The organism is Oerskovia paurometabola (assembly GCF_016907365.1).
GTDB lineage: Bacteria > Actinomycetota > Actinomycetes > Actinomycetales > Cellulomonadaceae > Oerskovia > Oerskovia paurometabola.
Map to the genome: position 1 here is coordinate 2,440,406 of NZ_JAFBBV010000001.1, position 22,664 is coordinate 2,463,069.

26 protein-coding genes are annotated in these 22,664 nt (G+C 72.2%); 4 read left to right on the forward strand and 22 right to left on the reverse strand.

Features of this window, described 5'->3' with window-relative positions; all coding sequences use genetic code 11:
* Window positions 1–3: 3 nt before the first annotated feature.
* The 18 genes from JOD48_RS10940 to JOD48_RS11025 all read right to left on the reverse strand — a co-directional run bounded on the left by JOD48_RS10940 (window position 4) and on the right by JOD48_RS11025 (window position 16,420).
* Complete coding sequence (locus tag JOD48_RS10940; protein ID WP_204809023.1) at window positions 4–576, reverse strand: adenine phosphoribosyltransferase; 573 nt, start codon at window positions 574–576, stop codon at window positions 4–6.
* A gap of 6 nt (window positions 577–582) precedes the next feature.
* Window positions 583–1,701: a protein translocase subunit SecF gene (gene secF, locus JOD48_RS10945; RefSeq protein WP_191790479.1), complete on the reverse strand. Its 1,119-nt coding sequence runs from the start codon at window positions 1,699–1,701 to the stop codon at window positions 583–585.
* Window positions 1,701–3,506, reverse strand: a complete 1,806-nt coding sequence (gene secD / locus JOD48_RS10950) for a protein translocase subunit SecD (RefSeq protein WP_204809025.1) — start codon at window positions 3,504–3,506, stop codon at window positions 1,701–1,703. Before secD ends, secF begins: the two co-directional genes overlap by 1 nt.
* 82 nt (window positions 3,507–3,588) lie before the next feature.
* The gene (gene yajC / locus JOD48_RS10955; RefSeq protein ID WP_191790481.1) at window positions 3,589–4,020 is read right to left on the reverse strand and encodes a preprotein translocase subunit YajC; all 432 of its coding nucleotides are present in this window, start codon (window positions 4,018–4,020) and stop codon (window positions 3,589–3,591) included.
* A 116-nt stretch (window positions 4,021–4,136) separates the two neighbouring features.
* On the reverse strand, window positions 4,137–5,270 hold the full coding sequence (ruvB, locus tag JOD48_RS10960; RefSeq protein WP_191790482.1) for a Holliday junction branch migration DNA helicase RuvB: 1,134 nt from the start codon (window positions 5,268–5,270) through the stop codon (window positions 4,137–4,139).
* On the reverse strand, window positions 5,263–5,910 hold the full coding sequence (gene ruvA / locus JOD48_RS10965; protein WP_191790527.1) for a Holliday junction branch migration protein RuvA: 648 nt from the start codon (window positions 5,908–5,910) through the stop codon (window positions 5,263–5,265). Before ruvA ends, ruvB begins: the two co-directional genes overlap by 8 nt.
* A gap of 134 nt (window positions 5,911–6,044) precedes the next feature.
* Window positions 6,045–6,608, reverse strand: a complete 564-nt coding sequence (gene ruvC / locus JOD48_RS10970) for a crossover junction endodeoxyribonuclease RuvC (RefSeq protein ID WP_191790483.1) — start codon at window positions 6,606–6,608, stop codon at window positions 6,045–6,047.
* 86 nt (window positions 6,609–6,694) lie between these two features.
* Window positions 6,695–7,453: a YebC/PmpR family DNA-binding transcriptional regulator gene (locus JOD48_RS10975; RefSeq protein ID WP_138824356.1), complete on the reverse strand. Its 759-nt coding sequence runs from the start codon at window positions 7,451–7,453 to the stop codon at window positions 6,695–6,697.
* 7 nt (window positions 7,454–7,460) lie between these two features.
* Window positions 7,461–8,123 (reverse strand): pyridoxal 5'-phosphate synthase glutaminase subunit PdxT, encoded by a 663-nt coding sequence (gene pdxT / locus JOD48_RS10980; RefSeq protein WP_204810552.1) that lies wholly within the window; start codon window positions 8,121–8,123, stop codon window positions 7,461–7,463.
* Window positions 8,124–8,216: 93 nt separating this feature from the next.
* Window positions 8,217–8,834, reverse strand: coding sequence for an NUDIX hydrolase (locus JOD48_RS10985; RefSeq protein ID WP_307824102.1), 618 nt, complete (start codon window positions 8,832–8,834; stop codon window positions 8,217–8,219).
* A gap of 58 nt (window positions 8,835–8,892) precedes the next feature.
* Window positions 8,893–9,816, reverse strand: a complete 924-nt coding sequence (pdxS, locus tag JOD48_RS10990) for a pyridoxal 5'-phosphate synthase lyase subunit PdxS (protein WP_191790484.1) — start codon at window positions 9,814–9,816, stop codon at window positions 8,893–8,895.
* Between the two features lie 121 nt (window positions 9,817–9,937).
* Window positions 9,938–10,609: a hypothetical protein gene (locus tag JOD48_RS10995; RefSeq protein ID WP_204809027.1), complete on the reverse strand. Its 672-nt coding sequence runs from the start codon at window positions 10,607–10,609 to the stop codon at window positions 9,938–9,940.
* Window positions 10,606–11,817 (reverse strand): glycosyltransferase family 4 protein, encoded by a 1,212-nt coding sequence (locus tag JOD48_RS11000; RefSeq protein WP_191790530.1) that lies wholly within the window; start codon window positions 11,815–11,817, stop codon window positions 10,606–10,608. Before JOD48_RS11000 ends, JOD48_RS10995 begins: the two co-directional genes overlap by 4 nt.
* Window positions 11,818–11,819: 2 nt before the next feature.
* Window positions 11,820–12,806 carry a phosphatidylinositol mannoside acyltransferase gene (locus JOD48_RS11005; RefSeq protein WP_372440728.1) on the reverse strand — a complete coding sequence of 329 codons (987 nt, stop codon included), beginning with the start codon at window positions 12,804–12,806 and terminating at the stop codon, window positions 11,820–11,822.
* 1 nt (window position 12,807) lies between these two features.
* Window positions 12,808–13,455, reverse strand: coding sequence for a phosphatidylinositol phosphate synthase (gene pgsA, locus JOD48_RS11010; RefSeq protein ID WP_204809029.1), 648 nt, complete (start codon window positions 13,453–13,455; stop codon window positions 12,808–12,810).
* Window positions 13,456–14,022: an HIT family protein gene (locus tag JOD48_RS11015; RefSeq protein ID WP_204810553.1), complete on the reverse strand. Its 567-nt coding sequence runs from the start codon at window positions 14,020–14,022 to the stop codon at window positions 13,456–13,458.
* Window positions 14,023–14,097: 75 nt separating this feature from the next.
* Window positions 14,098–16,107 carry a threonine--tRNA ligase gene (gene thrS / locus JOD48_RS11020; RefSeq protein ID WP_191790488.1) on the reverse strand — a complete coding sequence of 670 codons (2,010 nt, stop codon included), beginning with the start codon at window positions 16,105–16,107 and terminating at the stop codon, window positions 14,098–14,100.
* Between the two features lie 106 nt (window positions 16,108–16,213).
* Window positions 16,214–16,420 carry a hypothetical protein gene (locus JOD48_RS11025; RefSeq protein ID WP_191790489.1) on the reverse strand — a complete coding sequence of 69 codons (207 nt, stop codon included), beginning with the start codon at window positions 16,418–16,420 and terminating at the stop codon, window positions 16,214–16,216.
* 303 nt (window positions 16,421–16,723) lie between these two features.
* On the opposite strand from JOD48_RS11025, the gene JOD48_RS11030 reads away from it, so the two are divergent.
* Window positions 16,724–17,548 (forward strand): DUF4184 family protein, encoded by an 825-nt coding sequence (locus JOD48_RS11030; protein WP_204809031.1) that lies wholly within the window; start codon window positions 16,724–16,726, stop codon window positions 17,546–17,548.
* 15 nt (window positions 17,549–17,563) lie between these two features.
* On the opposite strand, the gene JOD48_RS11035 is transcribed toward JOD48_RS11030, so the two are convergent.
* Window positions 17,564–18,223 carry a DinB family protein gene (locus JOD48_RS11035; RefSeq protein ID WP_204809033.1) on the reverse strand — a complete coding sequence of 220 codons (660 nt, stop codon included), beginning with the start codon at window positions 18,221–18,223 and terminating at the stop codon, window positions 17,564–17,566.
* A 195-nt stretch (window positions 18,224–18,418) separates the two neighbouring features.
* On the opposite strand from JOD48_RS11035, the gene JOD48_RS11040 reads away from it, so the two are divergent.
* Window positions 18,419–18,814 carry a DUF2255 family protein gene (locus JOD48_RS11040; protein WP_191790491.1) on the forward strand — a complete coding sequence of 132 codons (396 nt, stop codon included), beginning with the start codon at window positions 18,419–18,421 and terminating at the stop codon, window positions 18,812–18,814.
* Window positions 18,815–18,929: 115 nt separating this feature from the next.
* Window positions 18,930–19,520: a DUF1349 domain-containing protein gene (locus tag JOD48_RS11045; protein WP_307824103.1), complete on the forward strand. Its 591-nt coding sequence runs from the start codon at window positions 18,930–18,932 to the stop codon at window positions 19,518–19,520.
* 64 nt (window positions 19,521–19,584) lie between these two features.
* On the opposite strand, the gene JOD48_RS11050 is transcribed toward JOD48_RS11045, so the two are convergent.
* Complete coding sequence (locus tag JOD48_RS11050; protein WP_204809037.1) at window positions 19,585–20,205, reverse strand: TetR/AcrR family transcriptional regulator; 621 nt, start codon at window positions 20,203–20,205, stop codon at window positions 19,585–19,587.
* A 34-nt stretch (window positions 20,206–20,239) separates the two neighbouring features.
* On the opposite strand from JOD48_RS11050, the gene JOD48_RS11055 reads away from it, so the two are divergent.
* Complete coding sequence (locus JOD48_RS11055; RefSeq protein WP_239527395.1) at window positions 20,240–21,259, forward strand: DMT family transporter; 1,020 nt, start codon at window positions 20,240–20,242, stop codon at window positions 21,257–21,259.
* Between the two features lie 58 nt (window positions 21,260–21,317).
* Here the strand turns inward: JOD48_RS11055 and JOD48_RS11060 are convergent, their stop codons facing one another.
* Together JOD48_RS11060 and JOD48_RS11065 are read right to left on the reverse strand one after the other, a co-directional pair.
* Window positions 21,318–21,911, reverse strand: a complete 594-nt coding sequence (locus JOD48_RS11060) for a mycothiol transferase (protein WP_204809039.1) — start codon at window positions 21,909–21,911, stop codon at window positions 21,318–21,320.
* Between the two features lie 96 nt (window positions 21,912–22,007).
* Window positions 22,008–22,631 (reverse strand): putative glycolipid-binding domain-containing protein, encoded by a 624-nt coding sequence (locus JOD48_RS11065; protein WP_204809041.1) that lies wholly within the window; start codon window positions 22,629–22,631, stop codon window positions 22,008–22,010.
* Window positions 22,632–22,664: the final 33 nt, after the last annotated feature.

The following is a 22,664-nucleotide window of genomic DNA, read 5'->3' on the forward strand; positions in this document are numbered from 1 at the left end:
ATCCTACGACTCCACGCGCAGGAGCGTGTCGACCTGGCGGCCCGCGAGCCGTTCGCGACCTCCCAGACCGTCGAGCTCGAGCAGGAACGCGACGCCCACCACGACCCCGCCGCAGCGTTCGACCAGCTCGGCGCCGGCTGAGGCGGTCCCGCCCGTGGCGAGGACGTCGTCGACGACCAGCACCCGCGCGCCGGGGGTCAGCGTCCCGGTGCGCAGCTCGATCGAGGCGGTGCCGTACTCGAGGTCGTAGGTCACCGTCTCGGTGGGCGGAGGGAGCTTGCCGGCCTTGCGCAGCGGCAGGAAGCCGACGCCGAGGCGGGTCGCGAGCGGGGCGCCGATCAGGAAGCCGCGGGCCTCCAGACCGGCGACGAGGTCGACGCCCCCCGCGGCGAAGGCCGCGAGGGAGTCGACCACGTCGCCGAGCGCCCTGCCGTCGGCGAGCAGACCGGTGATGTCACGGAACGTGACGCCGGGCTGGGGGTAGTCCGGGACGTCGCGGATCAGTCCGAGGACCTCGGCCGCGCGCTCGTCCCCCAGGCCGGTCAGCCCGACGGGAAGGATGCTGCTGGTGCTCATGAGGGGTCAGTGCCCCCGCTTGCGTCGCGGCTGCGCCTTGACGCCCTGGTGGGAGCCCGGCTGGAGCTGGGCCGCACCCTGGACCCCGGCGGCGGCCAGCGCCGCGTCCCTGGCCGTGCCGTCCGAGGACTGCGCGGCGTCGGCGACCTTCGCGGCGCGCTTGTCCAGGACCTTCCGGGTGTGCTCCTTGATGGCGGGCTCGCGCTCGCGCAGCGTGACCTCCAGGGGCGTGGCCAGGAAGATCGAGGAGTAGGCACCGACGGCCATACCGACGAACAGCGCGAGCGAGATGTCGCGCAGCGTGCCGGCGCCCAGGAGGAACGCGCCGATGAACAGGATGGCGCTCACGGGCAGCAGCGCCACGACCGAGGTGTTGATCGACCGGACGAGCGTCTGGTTGACCGCGAGGTTCGCGCGCTCGGCGTAGGTGCTGCGGGTCTGGTCGAGGATGCCGTGCGTGTTCTCCCGGACCTTGTCGAAGACCACGACCGTGTCGTAGATCGAGTACCCGAGGATCGTCAGGAAGCCGATCACGGTCGCGGGGGTGACCTCCCAGCCGATCGCCGCGTAGATCCCGACCGTGATGATGAGGTCGTGGAACAGCGCGATGAGCGCGGCCGCCGCCATGCGCCAGTTGCGGAAGTAGATCGTCATGACCAGACCCACCAGGGCCAGGAAGACGATGAGGCCCGTGATGGCCTTCTGGGACACGTCCTTGCCCCAGCTGGGGCCGATGAACGCGGTCGTGACGTCGTTCTCGGTCACGGAGTAGGCCCCGGCGAGGGCGTCGCGGACCTCGGTGACCTCGTCCGCGGTCAGGCGGTCGGTCTGGACGCGGATCGCGCTTCCACCGACGGTCGTCACGCGCGGCACCTCGTCCGGCGCGACCTCGGCCACGGCGTCGATCGCAGGCTGCTGGCTGGTGTCGCTCACGTTGGAGACGACGAACTCCGAGCCGCCGCGGAAGTCGATGCCGAGGTTGAAGCCCTTGGTGAGCAGGACCCCGAACGACAGGACGACCATCACGATCGCGATGATGTAGAAGCGGCGGCGGTGGCCGACGATCTGGTAGGACTTGCGACCCGTGTAGAGGTCGTTGCCCCACTGGGCGAATCCCTGCGCCATCAGAGGTTCTCCTCGTTCTTGTCGCCCTCGGTCGAGGAGCCGGTGGTGGGGGCGTCGGACTCGGCCGCCCGCCGGGCCGCGGCGCGGCGCTCGGCGATCGTCAGGCGGGTGCCCTCGCCCCCGGTCGCGCCCTGGAGGCTCGCGCCGGCACCGACCTTCTCACGGGTGGGGCTGCCGAACGGTTCGTCGACGGGGGCGTCGGTGACAGGTGCGTCCTTGTCCTCGGTGGTCCCGGGGCGGGCGACCCGCCCCCGTCCGGCGTAGCGGGTGGTCGCTCCGAGGCGGCGCGGGTCGAGACCCGAGGCCGGGTGCCCGCTGGCGAAGAACTTGGTCCTCGCGAGGAGCTGCATGACCGGGTGCGTGAACATGAAGACCACGATCAGGTCGATCAGGGTCGTCAGTCCGAGCGTGAACGCGAAGCCGCGCACACCGCCCACGGCCAGGAAGTACAGCACGACCGCGGCGAGGAAGTTGACCGCGTCGGAGGCCAGGATGGTGCGGCGTGCGCGGTCCCACCCCTTCTCGACGGCCGAGTTCAGGGTGCGGCCGTCGCGCAGCTCGTCCCGGATGCGTTCGAAGTACACGATGAACGAGTCCGCGGTGATACCGATCGCGACGATGATGCCCGCGACACCGGGCAGCGAGAGGCGGTACCCGATCGTCCAGGACAGCAGCAGGATCACCCCGAAGGTGAGGACCGCGGCGATGCCGAGCGAGGCGACCGTGACCAGACCCAGGGCCCGGTACTGGAAGAGCGAGTAGATGACGACGAGCAGGAGACCGATCGCGCCCGCGATGAGGCCCTTCTCGAGCTGCTCGCTGCCGAGGGTCGCGGAGATCTGCTGCTCGCTCTGGACCTCGAAGGTCAGCGGGAGCGAGCCGAAGTTGAGCTGGTTGGCCAGCAGGGCCGCGCTCTCACGGGTGAAGCTGCCGGAGATCTCGGCCTTGCCGTCGGTGATGACGGCGTTGGCGGTCGGGGCGGAGATGACGAGCCCGTCGAGCACGAGCGCGAAAGCGTTCTGCGGGGAGGGCAGGGAGAAGAGGCGCGTCGTCGTGTCCTTGAAGGCCTCGGTGCCCTCGTTGTTGAACTCGAGGTTGACGACCCACTGGCCGGTGCTCACGCCCTGCGCCGTGGTGCCCATGCCCGAGCTCGCGTTGGAGATCTCGGTGCCCTCGATCTCGACCGGTCCCAGGATGTACTTGGCGCTGCCGTCGTCGGCGCACGTGACCAGGGGTGCGTCGGGCTGGTCGCCCAGACCACCGGTGAGGTTCTTGGGGTCGGTGCAGTCGAGCGCGTCGAACTCGGCCTGGATCGCCGGGGTGATCTGGGCGAGGTCGCTCGGGTTGGCGGGGACGACGGGCGTCTCAGGCTCAGCGGGAGCCTCGGCCGGGGTCTCGGTCTCCACCGGGGTGGGGGCGCCGACGGTCAGGACCGGGCGGAACCGCATCTGCGCGGACTTGCGCACGAGGTCGAGCGTCTCGTCGCTCGGGGTGCCGGGCAGCCCGACGACGATGTTGTTGCCCTGGCTGGTGATCTCGGCCTCGGTCACGCCCGAGGAGTCGACGCGCTGGCGGATCACGTTGATCGCCTGCGTGATCGTCTCGTCGGTGACCTTCCCCTCGGAGGCGATCGGCGTCAGGATGATCTGCGTGCCGCCCTCCAGGTCGAGGGCGAGTCCGGGGGTGAGGCTCGCGTCCGACCACTTGGTGCCGGCGAAGATCGACGCGAACAACGCGAGGATCAGTACAGCGAGGGTTACCAGGGTGCGTACGGGCCTGGCGCGTCGTGTGTTGGAGGTGGCCAACTATCCGTCTCTTCTCGTGCGCGCGACATCGCGAGATGGCGCGGGTCGACGTCGCACCCCGGGATCGGGGTGCGACGTGGTGTCACTTGCTGTCGGTGCCGTCGTCCCGCTTGTCCCCCGGCTTGTCCGTGAGCCCGGACAGGTCGTCCGGGACGTCCAGGACGTCGTCGTCCGCCGAGGAGGTGGTCGCGTCGCCGTAGACCGCGTCCTTCTCGGTGCCCTCGGCAAGCTCGTCGGTGCCCTCTTCCTCGACGGGCGGCTCGACGAGCTTGGCGATCGCCGCGCGCAGCCAGCGCGTCTGGGTGCCGGGGGTGGACTCGATCGTGATGATGTCCTTCTCCTCGTCGACGTCGACGATGGTCCCGAACAGGCCGGAGCCGGTCATGACCTCCTGGCCGGGGGCAAGGTTGGTGCGGAAGGCGGCTGCTTCCTTCTGGGCCTTGCGTGACCGGTTGGTCATGAGGAACATCGCTCCGGCGGCGAGAGCGAGGATGAGGATGAGGCTGAAGTCCATGACGGGGTAACCGGTTCCTGTTCTGTGCTGGGATCTGCGCGGCAGTCTAGGCGCACGCGTACGGATCACCAACGAACCGTCCGGCCGTGGAGTTCCGCCGCTCAGATTCCTCCAGTCTAGGCCCCCGTGTCGAACAGGGTTCCGCCCGACCTCGCCGAGCCCGTCCGCTGCCCGAGTCCGCCGCCCGGTCCGCGGGGCGCCAGCGGGTCGGGCGGGGTCAGCCCGAGGTGCGCCCAGGCCGCGGGGGTCGCGACGCGACCGCGCGGGGTGCGGCCGATCAGCCCTTCGCGTACGAGGAAGGGCTCGGCGACGGTCTCGACCGTCTCGGACTCCTCCCCCACGGTCACGGCGAGGGTGCTCAGGCCCACGGGGCCGCCGCCGAACCGCGTGCACAGGGCGCCCAGGACGGCCCGGTCGAGGCGGTCGAGGCCGAGCTCGTCGACCTCGTAGACCTCGAGTGCCGCGCGGGCGGCCCGCAGGTCCATGGTCCCGTCGCCGCGCACCTGTGCCCAGTCGCGCACGCGGCGCAGCAGCCGGTTGGCGATACGGGGCGTACCACGGGAACGGCCCGAGATCTCGTGGGCGGCGGCGTGCTTGATCTCGACGCCGAGCAGCCCGGCCGAGCGGATGATGACGCGCTCGAGCTCCTCGGCGGAGTAGAAGTCGAGGTGTCCGGTGAACCCGAAGCGGTCGCGCAGCGGGGCGGGCAGGAGCCCGGCGCGCGTGGTGGCGCCCACGACGGTGAACGGCGGCAGGGACAGCGGGATGGCGCTGGCCCCGGCCCCCTTGCCGACGACGACGTCGACCCGGAAATCCTCCATCGCGACGTACAGCAGCTCTTCGGCGGGGCGCGCGAGGCGGTGGATCTCGTCGATGAACAGCACCTCGCCCTCCTCGAGCGAGGACAGGACCGCGGCGAGGTCGCCCGCGTGCTGGATCGCGGGGCCGGACGTCACGCGCAGCGAGGTGCCGAGCTCGGCGGCGATGATCATCGCGAGGGTCGTCTTGCCGAGCCCGGGCGGGCCCGAGAGCAGGACGTGGTCGGGCGTCGCCCCGCGTGCGAGGGCCGCCTGGAGCACGAGGGAGAGCTGGTCGCGCACGACGAGCTGCCCGACGAACTCCTCGAGGCGCCTCGGTCGCAGGGCGGCCTCGGCTGCTCGCTCGAGGTCGTCGGCCGTCGAGGTCACGATCCGCTCGGACGTGAACGGCTCGTTCCCCTCCTCGTAGCCGACGCGGTCGAAGTCAGCCACGGGGGCCGCCCAGGACCCGCAGCGAGGCGCGCAGCGCGCCGGCGATCTCGTCGGGCGCGACCGCGTCGGCCCCGGCCTGGGTCAGGACGGTGGCGAGGGCGTCCTCGGCGGCCTTGGGGTTCCACCCGAGGCCCACGAGCGCCTGGACGACCTGGTCGCGCTGGTCGTCGACCACGGCACCGCCGGGGCCGCCCGTGCCGGCCGGGTCGTCCGCGCCCGTGCCGGTGGGGGCCCCGAGCCGGTCGCCGAGCTCGAGCGCGATGCGCTGGGCGCCCTTGCGCCCGATGCCGGGCACGCGCATGAGCGCGGCGATGTCCTCCCCCGCGACGGCGCGGCGCAGCCCGTCGGGCGTGTGCACCGCGAGCATGGCCAGGGCCAGGCGCGGGCCGACGCCGCTGACGGTCTGCACGGCCTCGAACACGGCACGTTCGTCGTCGTCGGCGAACCCGAACAGCGTGAAGGAGTCCTCGCGGACGACCATGCTCGTGGCCAGGCGCGCGGGCTCGCCCACGCGCAGCGCGGACAGGGTCGCGGGGGTCGCGTGGACGAGGTAGCCCACGGCTCCCCCGGCGCCTCCCACGTCGATGACGGCGCGGTCCAGGCGGACGTCCGCGACCGTGCCCGACAGCGAAGCGATCACTGTGCCTCCATGCTTCCTCGCGGGTCCCGGCCACGAGCGGCCGGTCCCGAACACCTGTACGAACCGTGGGCCACTCTAGCAACGGGCGGCGGTGCTCCCGGTCGAGCCTCGCCGTCGGGCACGTGGGGCCGGTGTCAGCCGCGTCGGCCGCGCGAGGCCTGCTCGGCCGCGGCCCAGGCGCGCTGCGCGGGCGTGAGCTGGTGCCGGTCCCCGCCCTGCAGGGCGCCCGCCGGGCGCCACAGGTGGCAGATCGCGAGGGCCAGGGCGTCGGCGGCGTCGGCGGGCTTGGGCAGCTCGCCGAGCTCGAGGATGCGCGCGACCATGCGCTGGACCTGGATCTTGTCGGCGCGGCCGGTGCCGGTCACGGCGGCCTTGACCTCGCTGGGGGTGTGCATCGCGACGGGCACGCCGCGACGGGCCGCGGCGACCATCGCGAGACCCGCGACCTGCGCGGTGCCCATGACGGTGCTGACGTTGTGCTGGGCGAAGACGCGCTCGACGGCCACGACGTCCGGGACGTGCTCGTCCATCCACACGTCGAGGCGCTGGGAGATGGTGAGCAGGCGCAGGTCGACCGACTGGTCGGGCGGGCTCTGCAGGACCCCGACCGCCACCATGCGGGCGCGCCGTCCGGGCAGCGAGTCGACGACGCCGATCCCGCAACGGGTCAGTCCTGGGTCCACTCCGAGCACGCGCACGCGCTCACCTTCTCACGGGCCGCCCACGACGAAGGGCTCCCACGCGAGCCGTCGCGCGGGAGCCCTTCGTCACACCAGGGGGTGGGTCAGTCGTCGTTCTCGAGCTCGGCCATGACCTCGTCGCTCGCGGTGAAGTTCGCGTAGACGTTCTGCACGTCGTCGCTGTCCTCGAGGGCGTCGATGAGGCGCAGGATCTTGCGGGCGCCCTCGGCGTCGACCTCGACCTCCATGGAGGGGTGGAAGACGACGTCGGCGGAGTCGTACTCGATGCCGGCGTCCTGCAGCGCGGTGCGGACCGCGACGAGGTCGGTGGCCTCGGTGAGGATCTCGAACGTGTCGCCCTCGTCGGTGACCTCCTCGCCGCCCGCCTCGAGGACGGCCTCCATGACGTCGTCCTCGGTGGTGCCCTCCTTGGGGACCACGATGACGCCCTTGCGGGAGAACAGGTAGGACACCGAGCCCGGGTCGGCGAGCTGGCCGCCGTTGCGCGTGAACGCGATGCGGACCTCGGCGGCGGCGCGGTTCTTGTTGTCGGTGAGGCACTCGACGAGGACGGCGATGCCGCCCGTGCCGTAGCCCTCGTACATGATCGTCTGGTAGTCGGCGCCGCCGGCTTCCTGGCCCGAGCCGCGCTTGAGGGCGCGGTCGATGTTGTCGTTGGGGACCGAGGACTTCTTGGCCTTCTGGACGGCGTCGAAGAGCGTGGGGTTACCGGCGAGGTCCCCGCCGCCCGTGCGGGCCGCGACCTCGATGTTCTTGATGAGCTTGGCGAACAGCTTGCCGCGCTTGGCGTCGATCACGGCCTTCTTGTGCTTGGTCGTAGCCCACTTGGAGTGTCCTGACATACCCCTGTTACTCCTTCACGATTGCGACGAAGAGCTCGTGCACCCGCGCATCGCCCGTGATCTCGGGGTGGAAGGAGGTGGCGAGCAACGTTCCCTGACGTACTGCGACGATTCTACCTGCGTCTTCGCCCGCGCCCGCGGAGGGGGCCACGTCCGGGGCCTGGGCCGGCGCAGCGGGCACCGAGGCGCCCCGGTGGCGGGTGCGTGCCAGGACCTGGACCCCGGGGCCGATCTCCTCGACCCAGGGGGCGCGGATGAACGCGGCGGGCACGGGCCCGCCGCGGACGCCCGACATCTCGACGGACGACTCGAACGAGTCGACCTGGCGCCCGAACGCGTTGCGGCGCACCGTGACGTCCAGTCCGCCGAGGGTCTGCTGGTCGTGCGTGGCGCCCAGGACGCGGTCGGCGAGCAGGATCATGCCCGCGCACGACCCGTACACGGGCAGCCCGGCCCCGATCGCGGTGCGCAGCGGGTCGAACAGCTCGAAGATCCGCAGCAGCTTGTCGATCGTGGTCGACTCCCCGCCGGGCAGCACGAGGCCGTCGATCGCGGCGAGCTCGGTGGGGCGCCGCACGGTGACGGCGCGGGCACCGGCCACCTCGAGGGCGGCCACGTGCTCGCGGACGTCGCCCTGCAGGGCGAGGACTCCAATGACCGGTTTCACGATCGCCCATCGTACGCGCCGCCTGCCGCGCGCTGCGTGGGTGCCCGACGGCGGCGCTCGGCCCGGGTGCTCGCCGGGCGGGTGGGGCCGGGTGGGCTACTCGGTGGCTTCGCCGAGGTGTCGGGTGCTCCCGTCCCAGCCGTGCAGGAGCGGTTGGAGGAGGTCGGGCAGCCCGGCGGGGAAGACCTCGATGGTCACGGCGCGCAGCTCGGGCAGGGTCCACCAGCGCATCTCGTCGACGACGTCGTGCTCGACCTCGGTCCAGCCGTCGCGGGTCAGGGGACGGTTCGTGTGCTGGTCGGTGAGGCGGGCGAGGTAGAAGACCTCGTCCTGTCGGCAGCGTTCGCGGTAGAAGTCGAAGATCGCGGAGCGGGTCCACACGGGGCCCTCGAGCGCGGTGGGGTCCAGGTGCAGCCCGGTCTCCTCGCGGACCTCGCGCACCGCGGCGTCGAGGTCGCTCTCGCCGGGTTCGATGCCGCCGCCGATGGTGAACCACCAGGAGCGGTCGGGCTGGTCGGTGTCGTGGCCGCGGGCGAGCAGGACGCGGTCCGCGGCGTCGAGGAGCAGGACGCGGGCGCCGCGCCGGTGGCGCAGCCCGTCGGGGCCCAGGACCCAGTCGGGGCCGAGGGACGTCGGGGCGGACGGGGTGGGCGCAGCGGGTGCGTCCACCCCGTCCGGGGTGGTGCCGGCGGGCCGGTCGGGGGTGCCCGTCACGAGGGGGACACGCAGGAGTGCCCCCGGGGCTCCGGGACGCCCCGACCGGCCGGCGGGGTCACCAGCCGCGCTCGGCGAACTGGATCGATCGCGCGGGTTCGTCGACGTTGAGGCCGACCATGGCCTCGCCCAGGCCGCGCGAGACGTCCGCGAGGACGGCCGGGTCGTCGTAGAACGTGGTGGCCTTGACGATCGCGGCCGCACGCTGGGCGGGGTTGCCGGACTTGAAGATGCCGGAGCCGACGAACACGCCCTCGGCGCCGAGCTGCATCATCATGGCGGCGTCGGCCGGGGTCGCGATGCCGCCCGCGGTGAACATGACCACGGGCAGCTTGCCCGTCGCGGCGACCTCCTTGACGAGCTCGTACGGCGCCTGGAGCTCCTTGGCCGCGACGAACAGCTCGTCCTCGGGCAGAGACGTCAGGCGGCGGATCTCGGCGCGGATCGTGCGCATGTGCGTCGTCGCGTTGGACACGTCGCCCGTGCCGGCCTCGCCCTTGGAGCGGATCATGGCCGCGCCCTCGGTGATACGGCGCAGGGCCTCGCCCAGGTTCGTCGCCCCGCACACGAACGGCGCGTCGAACGCCCACTTGTCGATGTGGTGGGCGTAGTCGGCCGGGGTCAGGACCTCGGACTCGTCGATGTAGTCGACGCCCAGGGCCTGCAGCACCTGCGCCTCGACGAAGTGGCCGATGCGGGCCTTGGCCATGACGGGGATCGAGACGGCCGCGATGATGCCGTCGATCATGTCGGGGTCGCTCATGCGCGAGACGCCGCCCTGGGCGCGGATGTCCGCCGGGACGCGCTCGAGCGCCATGACGGCCACCGCACCGGCGTCCTCGGCGATCTTCGCCTGCTCAGGGGTGACGACGTCCATGATGACGCCGCCCTTGAGCATCTCGGCCATGCCGCGCTTGACCTTGGCCGAGCCGACGACGTCGGTCACCTGGGGGCTGTTCTCGCCGGAATTCTCCACGGACACCGCGAAACCTCGAATCTTCACGTTGGGACGCACGAGCAGGGGTCACGCTCGCGCCGCCGACATGCTTGCACGTCACCACCAGTCTACGGACGCGCGCTCACCCCTCGGGCACGGCGACCGCTCAGGGGTTGCGGTCCAACCCCGAGGGCCAGGCGTCGTCCAGCTCGACCGTGACCGGCATGGGCGCGTGCCCCGCCAGGGAGAACGCCCGGGCGTACCAGGTGCGGCGCAGGCGCTGCGTCTGCGCGACGGCCTCGTTGTGGAAACGGCGGGCGATCTGCGCCCGGTACCAGGCCCCCCCCAGCGCGGCCAGCAGGTCGGCCCCCAGGGGCGAGGCGCGGATCTCCGCGACGTCCTGCGGGTCCTCGAGCGCCGCGCGCAACGTGGCCGACAGGTCGCTCTCCGCCATCGCGCGCTGCATCCCGACCCCCGCCAGGAGGCGAGGCGCCTGCACCAGCGGTGCGCCGCCGTCGGGCCTGCGCACCCCCTCCGGGGCCACCACCAGCTCCGCCAGGCCCGGCACCGCGGCCGCGACCTCCCGCATGCGCAGGTCGTCGTCCAGGACCGCGTACGCGGCCTCCGCCACCAGGACCGAGCTCGCCGGGTCCAGCTCCCCCGCCCCCGCCAGGTCCAGGGCCGCCGACGCACGCCGCTCGAGCTGCGCGTCCAGCGCCAGCCGCGACGCCATGACCTTGCGGTGCAACCGGTCCAGCCGCGAGGCCGCGACCCACAGCGCCCACCCCGCCACCAGCACCACGGCCACCACGATGATGGCGATCTCCGACCACGTCACGACGGGTTCCTCTCCTGCTCCGCGCGGGGCCACAACCCCAACCGGCGGCCGCCACGCAACGACGCCGGGTCCTCGTGCACCGGGATCACGGCGTCCGAGGCCGCCAACGCCATCTCGTACACCGCGAGCACCTCGGCCGTCACCGTCGACCAGTCGAACCTGCGCACGAACGAGATCGCCCGCTCGCAGTACCGCTCCCGGCCCGCAGGGTCCGCCAGGACCCGCACCACCGTCTCCGCCAGCGCGGCCGAGTCCCCCACCGGGAACAACGCCCCCGCCTCCCCCTCGTCCAGGACCCGGCGGAACGCCCCCAGGTCCGAAGCCACCACGCACGCCCCCGCGCTCATCGCCTCCACCAGCACGATCCCGAAGCTCTCACCGCCCGTCTGCGGAGCGACGTACAGGTCCACCGACGACAGCAGCGACGCCTTCTCCTCGTCCGAGATCGACCCCAGGAACTCCACGGCGCTCGCGGCCTCGCCCAGCGCCTCCAGGGCGTCGGCACGCCCCTGGTCCCCGCGACCCGCGACCAGGAAGCGCGCCCCCGGGACCTGCTCCAGGATGCGCGGGATCGCGGCCGTCAGGACCGGAAGGCCCTTGCGCGGCTCGTCCAGTCGCCCCAGGAACGCGATCGTCGGCGCGTCCGGCGTCCCCTGCCACCTCGCCGACGGCTCCGCGGCGGCGAACGTGTCGACGTACACCCCGTTCGGGATCACGACCGCGTCACCACCCATGTGCTCCACGAGGGTGCGCCGAGCGTCCTCCGAGACCGCGATGCGCGCCGAGATCTTCTCCAGGCTCTGCCGCACCAGCGGGTACACCACCTGCAGCGCCCGCGACCGGATCAGGGCCGTGTGGAACGTCGCCACGATCGGCCCCTGCGCGATCCACAGCGCCAGCATGCTCAGGGACGGCGTCACCGGCTCGTGCAGGTGCAGCACGTCGAACTGGCCCGCGTCCAACCAGCGGCGCACGCGCGCTGCGGTGACCGGGCCGAACGTCATGCGCGCCACCGAACCGTTGTACTTCACCGGCACCGCACGCCCCGCGGACGTGATGTAGTCCGGGATGGGAGTGTCCTCGTCCGCCGGCGCCAGCACCGACACCTCGTGACCCTGCGCCATGAGCGCCTCCGCCAGGTCCCGGATGTGGAACTGCACACCGCCCGGGACGTCGAACGAGTACGGGCACACGATCCCGACCTTCAGGCTCATGCCGAGCCCACCGCCCCTCCACCAGTCGAACCCTGCGCGTCCTTCGCCCGCGTCCGGGCGTACCGGTCCGGGTCCAGGTCCGCCACGAACACCTTCTGCAGCATGTGCCAGTCCTCCGGGTCCGCGGCGACGCCCTCCGCCAGCTGGTCCACCCACGCCTGCGTCACCGCCGCCACCCGCTCGCTGCGCGGCACACCGTCCGGCACCGTGACCGGCGGGAAGAACCGGATCACGATCCCCCACGGGGTCCCCGCCGCCCGACGACGCACCCCCGTCAACCGCTCGTACCGGATCGAGGCCGTCAACAACGGCGCCCCCGTCGAGACCGCCAGCGCGGCCGGTCCCGCCGCCACCCGGGCCCGCTCACCGAACAGGTCCACCTCCACGCCCCGCGACGTCAGGTCACGGTCGGCGAGCAACGGGATGAGCTTGCCCGGCCCCCGCGCACCGCGCATCAGCTCACGGAACACGTCCCCGTCCCCCAACGCCAGGATCTCGATCCCCAACGAGTTACGGAACGCCAGGAACTCCTGGAACAGCTCCTCGGGCTTGAGCCGCTCCGCGACCGTCAGCACCGGAGCGATGTGCGGCGTCGCGTACGCCCCCGCCAGGTCCCAGTTGCCCATGTGCCCCAGCGCCAGCACCGGGGTCACCCCCTGCGACGTGAACCGCTGGCAGTTCTCGTACCCCTCCAACCGCACCCGCGCCTCGATCTGCGCAGGAGACGCCGCCGGCAACGTGAACGCCTCGCGGTAGTACCGCATGTACGAGCGCATGCCCGCCCGGCTCAGCCGGCGCAGGCCCCGCGCGTCCAGGTCCGGACGGACCCGCGCCAGATTCCTCTCCAGCTGCGGCACGCCCCCCTTGCGCGTCGCCCACGCCACGTCCGCGATCGCCGTGAACAACCCCCGCAGCAGCGGCTCCGGCACCTTGTGCGCGTTGCGCCACGCGAACGTGAACGCCTTGTCAGCACTCACCCCCACGTCAGGCACCACCCTCGGACGCCGCAGCCCCGCCCGACGGCGCAGCCCCCGCCGCGACCGCCTGACGACGCACCGTCGCCATGCGCTGCACGACCGTCACGGCGCTCGCGGCCGCGAGCAGCCCCAGCACCACGACCAGCACCGCCACCGGCAGCCCCAGACCCACGAGCCCCGCCGCGACGAGCGTCACGACCAGCCGGTCGGCCCGTTCCGCGATGCCGACCGCGGCCGTCATGCCGAGCCCCTCGGCCCGGGCTCGCGCGTACGGGACCACCGACCCGAGCACCAGGCAGGCGAGCCCCACCGTGATGCCCCACGTGTTCTCCGTGCGCACGAACCACACGATCAGGCCCGTGAAGATCGCGGCGTCCGCCAGGCGGTCCAGCGTCGAGTCCAGGAACGCGCCCCACGGCCCAGAGCGCCCCGACAGCCGCGCCATCACACCGTCGAGCGCGTCCGAGAACGCGAAGACCATGATCGCCATGGTCCCCGCGAACAGGTGCCCTGTCGGGAACAGCCACAGCGCGGACGCCACGACCCCGAGCGTCCCCACGATCGTGACCGCGTCCGGGGACACCCCGACACGCAGCAGGAACGCCGCGATCGGCGTGAACAACCTCGTCACGACGGCGCGCAGCCGACCGAACATCTAGCTCTCCTCGGAAGTGGGCGCCACCGGCGCCACGTCGTTCTCGTCGGCCGCCTCGGGGCCCGCAGGCCCTACGTCGTCCCACGCCGCCGCCAACCGTGCCCGGGTGTCCCCCAGGAGCTCGGGCACGGCCTTGGTGTGCGCCACGATCGGCAGGAAGTTCGCGTCCCCCGACCACCGCGGCACCACGTGCTGGTGCAGGTGCGCCGCGATACCGGCCCCCGCGACCGCTCCCTGGTTCATACCCAGGTTGAAACCGTCGGGACCCGACACCGCACGCGTGACCCGCATCGCCTGCTGCGTCAGCCGCGCCAGCTCGTCGGTCTCCTCGGGCGTGAGCTCCGTGTAGTCCGACACGTGCCGGTACGGGCACACCATCAGGTGCCCCGGGTTGTACGGGTACAGGTTGAGCACCACGAAGCACCACGTGCCCCGCGCGACGACCAACCCGTCCTCGTCGGACAGCGCAGGGACCCGGCAGAACGGGCACGACGACGACCGGTCGTCGACCGGCTTGTCCTGCCCACCGATGTAGACCATCCGGTGCGGCGTCCACAACCGGTCCATCCCGTCGTCGAACCGAGGATGCCCCTGCGGGCCCTCGACCGAGTACCCGGCCACTGCGCCGTCCGACGTCACGCGTCAGACCTGGCTGCGCTCGCGGACCGCAGACACGATCCGCTCGACGGCCTCGGCCACGGGCACGCCGTTGTCCTGGCGCCCGTCGCGGTACCGGAACGACACCGCGCCGGCCTCGACGTCCTCGCCACCGGCGATGAGCACGAACGGCACCTTCTCCTTGGCCGCGTTGCGGATCTTCTTGGCGAACCGGTCGTCGGAAAGGTCGAGCTCGGCGCGGATGCCGCGGGCCTTGAGCTCGGCGACGACGTCCTTGAGGTAGTCGTCGAACGCCTCGGCCACCGGGACGGCGAGCACCTGGACAGGCGCCAGCCAGGCCGGGAAGAGCCCCGCATAGTGCTCGATGAGCACACCCATGAACCGCTCGATCGAGCCGAACTTGGCCGAGTGGATCATCACCGGCTGCTGCTTGGTGCCGTCTGCCGCCGTGTACTCCAGGCCGAAGCCCTTCGGCTGGTTGAAGTCGTACTGCACCGTGCCCATCTGCCACGTGCGGCCGATGGCGTCCTTGGCCTGGACCGAGATCTTGGGGCCGTAGAAGGCAGCGCCGCCCGGGTCCGCCACGAGCTCGAGGCCCGACTCGACCGCGACCTTCTCCAGCACAGCGGTGGCCTTGGCCCAGTCCTCGTCGGTGCCGACGAACTTGTCGGGCTTGGAGTCGTCCCGCGTCGACAGCTCCAGGTAGAAGTCGTCGAGGCCGAAGTCGGTGAGCACCGACAGCATGAAGTTCAGCAGGTGCTTGACCTCGTCCGGAGCCTGCTCGGGCGTGACGTAGGAGTGCGAGTCGTCCTGGGTCAGGCCGCGCACACGCGTCAGGCCCTGGACCACGCCGGACTTCTCGTACCGGTACACGGTGCCGAACTCGAACAACCGGATCGGCAGCTCGCGGTACGAGCGCCCGCGGCTCGAGAAGATCAGGTTGTGCATGGGGCAGTTCATCGCCTTGAGGCGATAGCGCCCGTGGTCGCCGACCTCCTCGAGGTCGAGCGCCGGGAACATCGTGTCCGCGTAGTACGGCAGGTGGCCGGAGGTGAAGAAGAGCTCTTCCTTGGTGATGTGCGGGGTGCCGACGTAGGAGAAGCCCTCCTCGATGTGGCGCTGGCGGACGTAGTCCTCCATGACCCGCTTGATCACGCCGCCCTTGGGGTGGAACAGCGGCAGGGCCGAGCCGACCTGGTCGTTGAACGAGAACAGGTCCATCTCGGCACCGATGCGACGGTGGTCGCGGCGCTCGGCCTCGGCCAGGCGCTCGGTGTAGGCGCGCAGCTCGTCCTTGGTGGGCCACGCCGTGCCGTAGACGCGCTGGAGCTGGGGGTTCTTCTCGCTGCCGCGCCAGTAGGCCGCGGCGCTGCGCATGAGCTGGAAGCCGTTGCCGATGAGGCGAGTGCTGGGCAGGTGCGGGCCGCGGCACAGGTCCTTCCAGGCCACGGAGCCGTCGCGACGCAGGTTGTCGTAGATGGTGAGCTCGCCGGCGCCGACCTCGACCGACACGCCCTCCCCCGCTGCGTCGTCGGCCGAGCCGGAGCCCTTGAGGCCGATCAGCTCGAGCTTGTAGGGCTCGTTCGCGAGCTCGGCGCGCGCCTCGTCCTCGGTCACGACGCGACGCCTGAACGTCTGGCCGTCCTTGACGATGCGGGCCATGGCCTTGTCGAGGGCCTTGAGGTCGTCGGGGGTGAACGGGGTCTCGACGTCGAAGTCGTAGTAGAAGCCGTCACGGATGGGCGGGCCGATGCCGAGCTTGGCGTCGGGGTTGACCTGCTGGACTGCCTGGGCCAGGACGTGGGCGGCCGAGTGGCGCAGCACGTCGAGGCCGTCGGGCGAGTCGATGGTCACGCCCTCGACCTCGTCGCCCTCGGCGACGGCGGTGTCGAGGTCCTTGAGCTGACCGTTCACGCGCAGGACGACGACGTCACGGCGGCCCTGGAACAGGTCCAGGCCGGTCGTCCCCGTCTCCACCGTGGTCCGTTCTCCGTCGAGAGTGATGGACAAGGGTGACGAGAGAACGTCTGACACGGTGCGCGCTCCTAGCGGCTCGACAGGGCAGTGGAAAGGGCGCCACCAGACGGCGGCGCCCCTCGATGTTACCGACCTCGACCGGTCGCGTGCTTACCGCGCCGGATCAGTCGTTCGCTTCCTTGGCCTTCTCGGCCAGGGTGTCGACGTGCGCGTCGACCGAGTCCGGCGAGATTCCCTTGATCTTCTCGGCGACCTCGTCGATCTTGTCGTCGGTCAGGAAGCCCTTGGCCTTGTCGACCAGTCCCCCCAGGCCCTCCTTGGCCTGGTCGGCGGCGGCCGCCGCCTTGTCCTTCGCGTCGTCGATTCCCATGCTCGTCTCCTTCGCACCAGGTCGGTCGCGGGACGCGTGCCCCGCTCCAGCGAAACTACCGCCGTCCGGAGCTTCCTTCCACGGGACGGGCGGCACCGACGGCCTGTTCGGGGCCCGGCTCTTCCTTGCTGGGCGGTGAGCCGGGTATGGAGGGTTCGACACTTGGTGGATAGCCGCTTGGCACACTATTTCTATCCGAGGGCGAAATCGGCCCGAAAAGTGTGAGATGTCCGACGTCTCCAGGTCTGACCGACGGCCGGGACGACGTTCCCGCCCCTTGCGGCCGCTGCCATGATGTGCCGCGTGCCGTACACCCCCGTCCACGCCCTGGTGTCCCTCCCCCTGGCGGGTCGCCGTGCGCGGCGCGCACTCTCGCCGAACCTGCTCCTGTGGGCACTGCCAGCCTTCGCGGTCGGCGCGATGGTGCCCGACGCCCCGCTCTTCCTCGACGTCCTGGTCCCGGGCGCCGACGAGCTGGCCCGTCCCACGCACCGCCTGCTGGGGGTCGTGACCGTGGACCTCGCTCTCGCGCTCGTGTTCACCGCGCTGTGGGTGCTCGTCGTCCGCGGACCGTTCTTGGCCGCGCTCCCCCGCCGGTCCGCGCCCGGACCCGGTGCGCCGGCGCGCACCGCTCCCCCGCTCGCGGTCGCAGGGGCCGTCGTCGGGTTCGCCGTGGCGGGCACGCTCACGCACATCCTCTGGGACGACTTCACGCACCTGCGCGGCACCGCGGTCCAGACGTGGGACGTCCTGCGCACGCCCGTCGCGGGCGTGATGGCCTACAAGTACCTCCAGCACGGGAGCTCGCTCGTCGGCTGCGTGACGATCACGGCCCTCACGGTGCGCTGGTGGCGACGCGCGGAGCCGGTCGCGCAGCCGCAGCACCTGCGCTCCGCGGTGCTCGCCGTGTGCGCGGGGGCGACGGTCGGGATGGTCGGGGCAGTGGTGCGCCTCGTCGCGACCGACCATGCCGTGACCGCCTTCTCCCTCGCCCGCCTGGCCGCGACCTACCCCGTGCTCGGCGCGGGGGTCGGCCTGGTCGTCTGGGCCACCGTCCGGACGGCCTCGCGGCGCAGGGACGGACGTTCCTCCGCCCTGGGCGTCGCAGCGGGCGCCCCGCGGGGATGACCGGGCCCGACGACGTCACGCACGCGGCGCCGTCGGCTCCCCTCCCCCGCGGCCCGACGCGTCCGCGCGTCGCTGGGCCTCGTCCGCGACCGCGCGCAGCCGGTCGACGTGCCGCGACCGGTCGGCCGCCGAGCGCGGCGACAGGTTGTCGTTGTCCGCCCTGAGCCCCGCGCTCCCGTCGGTCAGCTCGCGCAGCACGTCCGCGTGGCCCGCGTGACGTGCCAGGTCGCCCGTGACGTGAACCATGACCTGGAGGAGAGTGACCTCGGCACGCTCGGCAGGCCACCAGGGGACCCGTCCGACGGCGTGGAGGTCGCGCGTCGCGATCGTCTCGTCGGAGAACGCCCACACCCGGCGGTAGAGGTCCACGACCGCCGCGACCGGCTCGTCGGCGGTGGCCCACATGTCGGCGTCGTCCTCGGCGTCGTCGTCGATCCAGGGCAGCTCGTCCGGTCTCGGCCATCCACGCCCGAAGGCCTGACCGAAGTAGCCGACCTCGACCCCGGCCGCGTGCTTGACCAGCCCGAGCAGGTTCGTCCCCGTGGGGGTCCACGGCCAGCGGGCCGAGCGCTCGTCGAGCCCCTCGACCTTCCAGAGCAGCGCGTCGCGCGCGGCCTGCAGAGACCGCTGCAGGATCGCCTTGTCGTCGGTGGCCGTGATGCGCGCGCTCGCCATCGACCGAGTCTCGCTCCGCGCGACGGGGACCGCAACGACAGCTGGTCACGGACGCGCGGGCGAGGGAGCCGAGCGGTGCGGGGTACCAGGAGAACCTCCCAGCGCGCGCGGGTCCGCCGTATGTTCGGACGGGAGGCGGTCCCGTCAGACCGTTCCCGCCGATCGACGACCAGCGACCACCGAGGAGCGCGAGCCATGACCGAACGGACGACGACCGCCTGGACCGACGACGAGCTCGACAAGGTCGGCGGTGCCGAGGAGCTCCAGGTCTCCTCGCTGCGCGCCGACGGGAGCCTGCGCCCGTTCGTGACCATCTGGGTCGTGCGGGTGGGAGACGACATCTACGTCCGGTCGGCCTACGGCCGGGACAACGGCTGGTTCCGCCGTGCCCTCGCCGATCCGCGCGGTCGGATCCGGGCAGGAGGGGTCGAGAAGGACGTCGCGTTCGTGGAGCCCGACGGCTCGGTCCACCCGGCGCTCGACGCGGCCTACCACGCGAAGTACGACCGCTACGGGCCTGCGATCGTCGGTTCCGTGACCGGCGCCGGGGGCGCCGCGGCGACGTTCCGCCTGGACCCGCTGCCGTCCTGACGGACGGGGAGCACCGATGCCGGGCGGGCTCGCCGTCGGTGCTCCTGCCGACGGCGGCGCACGCCACGCGGGAGCGCTTCCACATCCGAGCGCTCGCGTGGGTAGGGTGTCGGCCGTGACGAACATCTCTCTCCCCCCGCTGCGCTGGCTGTCCCACGAAGGCGCAGGTCAGGTCGCTGACGGCGCCGTGACCGTGACTGCCCCGTCGGGCACCGACTGGACGAACGACGCCCTGGGCGCCGCACCGCAGCACGCTGCCCCGGCGCTCGTGTTCGACGCCCCCGCCGAGCTCGCGCTGGCCGCCCGGGTCCGCGTGACGACCGAGCGCACGACGTTCGACGCGGGCGCCCTGGTGCTGTGGGCCGACGACGCGCACTGGGCCAAGCTCTGCTTCGAGCAGGCGCCGAACGGCCAGGCGATGGTCGTCTCGACCGTCACGAACGAGTACACCGACGACTGCAACTCCTGGGACGTCGACGACGAGACCGTGCACCTGCGGGTCGTGCGGACCGGCCCCGCGTGGGCGTTCCACGCCTCGCGCGACGGCGAGGCGTGGGAGTTCGTCCGCCTCTTCCGCCTCTACTCCGACGAGCCGGTCCGGGTGGGCTTCCTCGCGCAGGCGCCCCTGGGCGAGACGTGCACCGCGGTCTTCGACCGCATCGTGCTCGACGACACCCCGCCCCGCGACCTGCGCGACGGGAGCTGACCGCTCCCGGCGCGCCACTCCACCACCTCGCCTCCGGCGCCCTGCCCGCCGGTGCGCGCAGGCGCTACGGCGTGCAGGCCTGCTCCGTCAGCGGTGGTTGCGACTCGAGCAGGACGCGCGCCACGCCCCGAGCCCTCTCGAAGGGATGCGCGAACGTCTCCATGCCGACCGTGACGATGGCGCCTTCGTAGAGCAGCATCAGGGCGCGCGCCGTCGCGTGAGGGTCCCGCACCCCGGCCTCCCGGCACAGCTCGTCGAACAGCTCGAGCAGCCATCTCTTCTGGCGCACCACCTCGGGGAACACCGGGTGACCGTCGTGCCCGTCGCCGACCTCGGCCCGTGCGTTGATGGCGCTGCACCCTTTGGAGCTGTTCTCGGCGGACCAGGAGACCGCGGCGTCGAAGACCGTCAGCACTCGCTCGACGCCCGGTGCGGGAACCATGGCCAGGCGCTCCTCGACATGCTCCCGCCATCGCGCATCCCGGTGCTGGAGATACGCCACCACCAGTGCCTCCTTGGAACCGAACCGGTCGTACAGCGTCTTCTTGGTGACGCCCGCGGCCTCGGCGATCGCGTCGACGCCGACCGAATGGATGCTGCGCTCGTAGAAGAGCCGCGATGCGGCGTCGAGGACGCGACGAGCGCCGGGGGTCAGCGGAGCGAGCTCGGGAACAGGAGTAGGCACGACACCAACTATACAAGTCTGTATAGTCGCGACGATGAGTAAACAGATCGGTCTACTTCATGTCGGTGTGACGGTCCTGGCGGCTACCGCATTCGTGGCGACCTGGAGCTCCGGCTTCCTCGTCGCGGCGATCGCCACGGTCGAGGTCTCGCCGCTCACGCTGCTCGTCTGGCGGTTCGTCCCCCTGGCGGGCGTGCTGCTCGTCCTCGGGCTCGCCACCGGTGCGGTCCGCGAGGTGGGTACGGCAGCCCTGCGGCGTCAGTCCGTCATCGGCCTGTTCGCCCAGTTCGGCTACTGCGTCTTCGTCTACGCCGCGATAACGGCCGGCGTCGCGACGGGCACGGTCGCGCTGATCGACGCGGTGCAGCCGCTCGTGGTCGCGGTGCTCGTCGGCCCGCTGCTGGGGCTCCGGGTGCGCGGAGCCCAGTGGGCGGGGCTGCTCGTCGGCGCCGTCGGGGTTCTCCTGGTCGTGCGGTCGCAGCTCGAGGGTTCGGCCACGCAACCGGCGGTCTACCTGCTGCCCGTGCTCGCCATGTCCTGCCTCATCGTCGCCACCTTCCTCCAGCGACGATCTGACGCGCACGCAGGCGTCCTGGCGACGCTGACCATCCACGTCGTCGTGACGGCCGTGGCGCTCGTGGTTCTCGCCGCGGCGACGGGAACGCTCACGCCACCTGCCTCGACCTCCTTCTGGCTCGCGGCCGCGTTCGCGGCCGCCGTCCCGACGCTCGCCGCTTACGGTCTCTACTGGTGGCTGCTGCGCCGCGTGGGCATCACAGCGCTCAACGCGCTCCTCTTCCTCATCGCACCGGCGACGGCCGCCGCGGGCGCGGTGCTCCTGGGCGAGAGGCTCACGGCGACGACTCTCGCCGGCTTCGTGCTCTGTGCCGTGGGGGTCACGATCGTGCTGACCAGCGAGAGCTCCGCGGGGTCGGCGGACGTGTCGAGGCCACGGTCACGGTCCGCAGGCTCGGAGAACGACCCCTCGGACGATGCAGGCGGCTGGCCCACGGGCCGACCGGCGCGACCCGCAGCGCAAGGATCAGGCGGTTGATGCGGCGCGCCACGTGCTCACCGTACGGGGGCGGCCCTCACCCGCCTGCGGCCGACCCTCACCGTCCTGGCGGCGGGTACTCCGCGGGGATGCCGGGCGGGTCCTCGCCGACCAGGCCGTCGATCGACTCGCGGATCAGGTCGGCGTGCCCCACGTGCCGGGCGTACTCCTCGATCAGGTCGACCAGGACCCTGCGCAGGCTCGACCGCTCCCCGTCGGCCCCGGCCTCGGGCTGCCAGACGAGACGGCGGTCCAGGCCGCCGTCCGCGAGCGCCTCGTCGATCGCCGCGCGGGACCGGACGACGGCGGCACGCCACAGGTCGTACAGGTACCGCGGTGCGTCCTGCGCTGCCGAGGTCCACGGCCACTGCGGGTCACGGTCCCAGTCGACCGCGTCCCAGGGCTCTCCCGGAGGGCGTCCGTGCAGCTTGGTCGAGAACCACAGCTCCTCGGTGAACGCGAGGTGCTTGAGGAGGCCACCGAGCGTGACCGCGGACGCCGCGACGCGTACCGCGAGCCCGTCCGCGTCCAGCCCGCCGGCCTTCCACGCGAACGTGGCGCGCTGACGTTCGAGGGACCCGAGGAGCGTCGCGACCTCGTCGCCCGCGGCGGGCGGCCCGATCCGACCCTGCGCGTCCGCTGCCTCGACCATGAGTTCCTCCTGCGGGGGTGCCGACCACCGGTCGCTCTCACTGTAGGCGGCTCCCGCCGGTCGCGACCTGCCGGAGCCGCACGGTGGGCGCGCGCCTCAGCGTGTCCGCCGGGCAAGGTGCGGATAGTCGATGACGATCCCGTCCTCGTCGACGGTGAGGTCCGCGGTGACGTCGCGGGTCGCGCTCGAGTACCTGACGACCGCGCGACCGGCCTCGGGGTCGTAGGGGGCGTGCGCCGTGTACACCTGGTCGCTGCGCAGCACACGCAGCGACGGGACCTCGACCCAGGCCATGGTCAGTCGGGTCGGCTCGGCGGGGGCGTCCGGTCCCAGCAGCCCCAGGCGCAGGACCGGCATGGAGTTGGTGACCGGGCACAGCGCGAGGTCGCAGTCGAGCGCGTCCGCGAGCGCCGACGGGTCGTCGGTACCGGGAGTCGCGAGGTCGACAGGGGCTGAGCCGACGTGCCCGACCCGTGCGCTCCACTCCCCTGCGCTGCTGCGCTCGAGCCGCAGGTCCCGTGACCAGTCCTGTCCGCGCACGGTCACGTCGAGCCGCCGCGTGACCCACCGTGGCCCGAGGGTCAGGGACCACGCCATGACCCACGTCGTCGAGCACGAGGTGCCCAGTGCCTCGAACCGGTCGGCGCCGAGGGACAGGACGGCGGCGTCCACCCGACCGGGGTCGTCCTCGCCTGCCCACGCGACGTGTCGACGGGTCATGTCCTGGCTCCTTCGTCCGCGGGAGGGCACCGG

What these genes read in the sequence shown, in the direction of transcription:
- JOD48_RS11015 (WP_204810553.1), bottom strand. Translation starts at nt 14,022, where the DNA reads ATGGACCGGTTGTGGACGCCGCACCGGATGGTCTACATCGGTGGGCAG.
- JOD48_RS11035 (WP_204809033.1), bottom strand. Translation starts at nt 18,223, where the DNA reads ATGGCGAGCGCGCGCATCACGGCCACCGACGACAAGGCGATCCTGCAG.
- JOD48_RS11040 (WP_191790491.1), top strand. Translation starts at nt 18,419, where the DNA reads ATGACCGAACGGACGACGACCGCCTGGACCGACGACGAGCTCGACAAG.
- JOD48_RS11055 (WP_239527395.1), top strand. Translation starts at nt 20,240, where the DNA reads ATGAGTAAACAGATCGGTCTACTTCATGTCGGTGTGACGGTCCTGGCG.
- JOD48_RS11025 (WP_191790489.1), bottom strand. Translation starts at nt 16,420, where the DNA reads ATGGGAATCGACGACGCGAAGGACAAGGCGGCGGCCGCCGCCGACCAG.
- yajC (WP_191790481.1), bottom strand. Translation starts at nt 4,020, where the DNA reads ATGGACTTCAGCCTCATCCTCATCCTCGCTCTCGCCGCCGGAGCGATG.
- JOD48_RS10975 (WP_138824356.1), bottom strand. Translation starts at nt 7,453, where the DNA reads ATGTCAGGACACTCCAAGTGGGCTACGACCAAGCACAAGAAGGCCGTG.
- JOD48_RS11065 (WP_204809041.1), bottom strand. Translation starts at nt 22,631, where the DNA reads ATGACCCGTCGACACGTCGCGTGGGCAGGCGAGGACGACCCCGGTCGG.
- JOD48_RS10940 (WP_204809023.1), bottom strand. Translation starts at nt 576, where the DNA reads ATGAGCACCAGCAGCATCCTTCCCGTCGGGCTGACCGGCCTGGGGGAC.
- JOD48_RS11060 (WP_204809039.1), bottom strand. Translation starts at nt 21,911, where the DNA reads ATGGTCGAGGCAGCGGACGCGCAGGGTCGGATCGGGCCGCCCGCCGCG.
- secF (WP_191790479.1), bottom strand. Translation starts at nt 1,701, where the DNA reads ATGGCGCAGGGATTCGCCCAGTGGGGCAACGACCTCTACACGGGTCGC.
- pgsA (WP_204809029.1), bottom strand. Translation starts at nt 13,455, where the DNA reads ATGTTCGGTCGGCTGCGCGCCGTCGTGACGAGGTTGTTCACGCCGATC.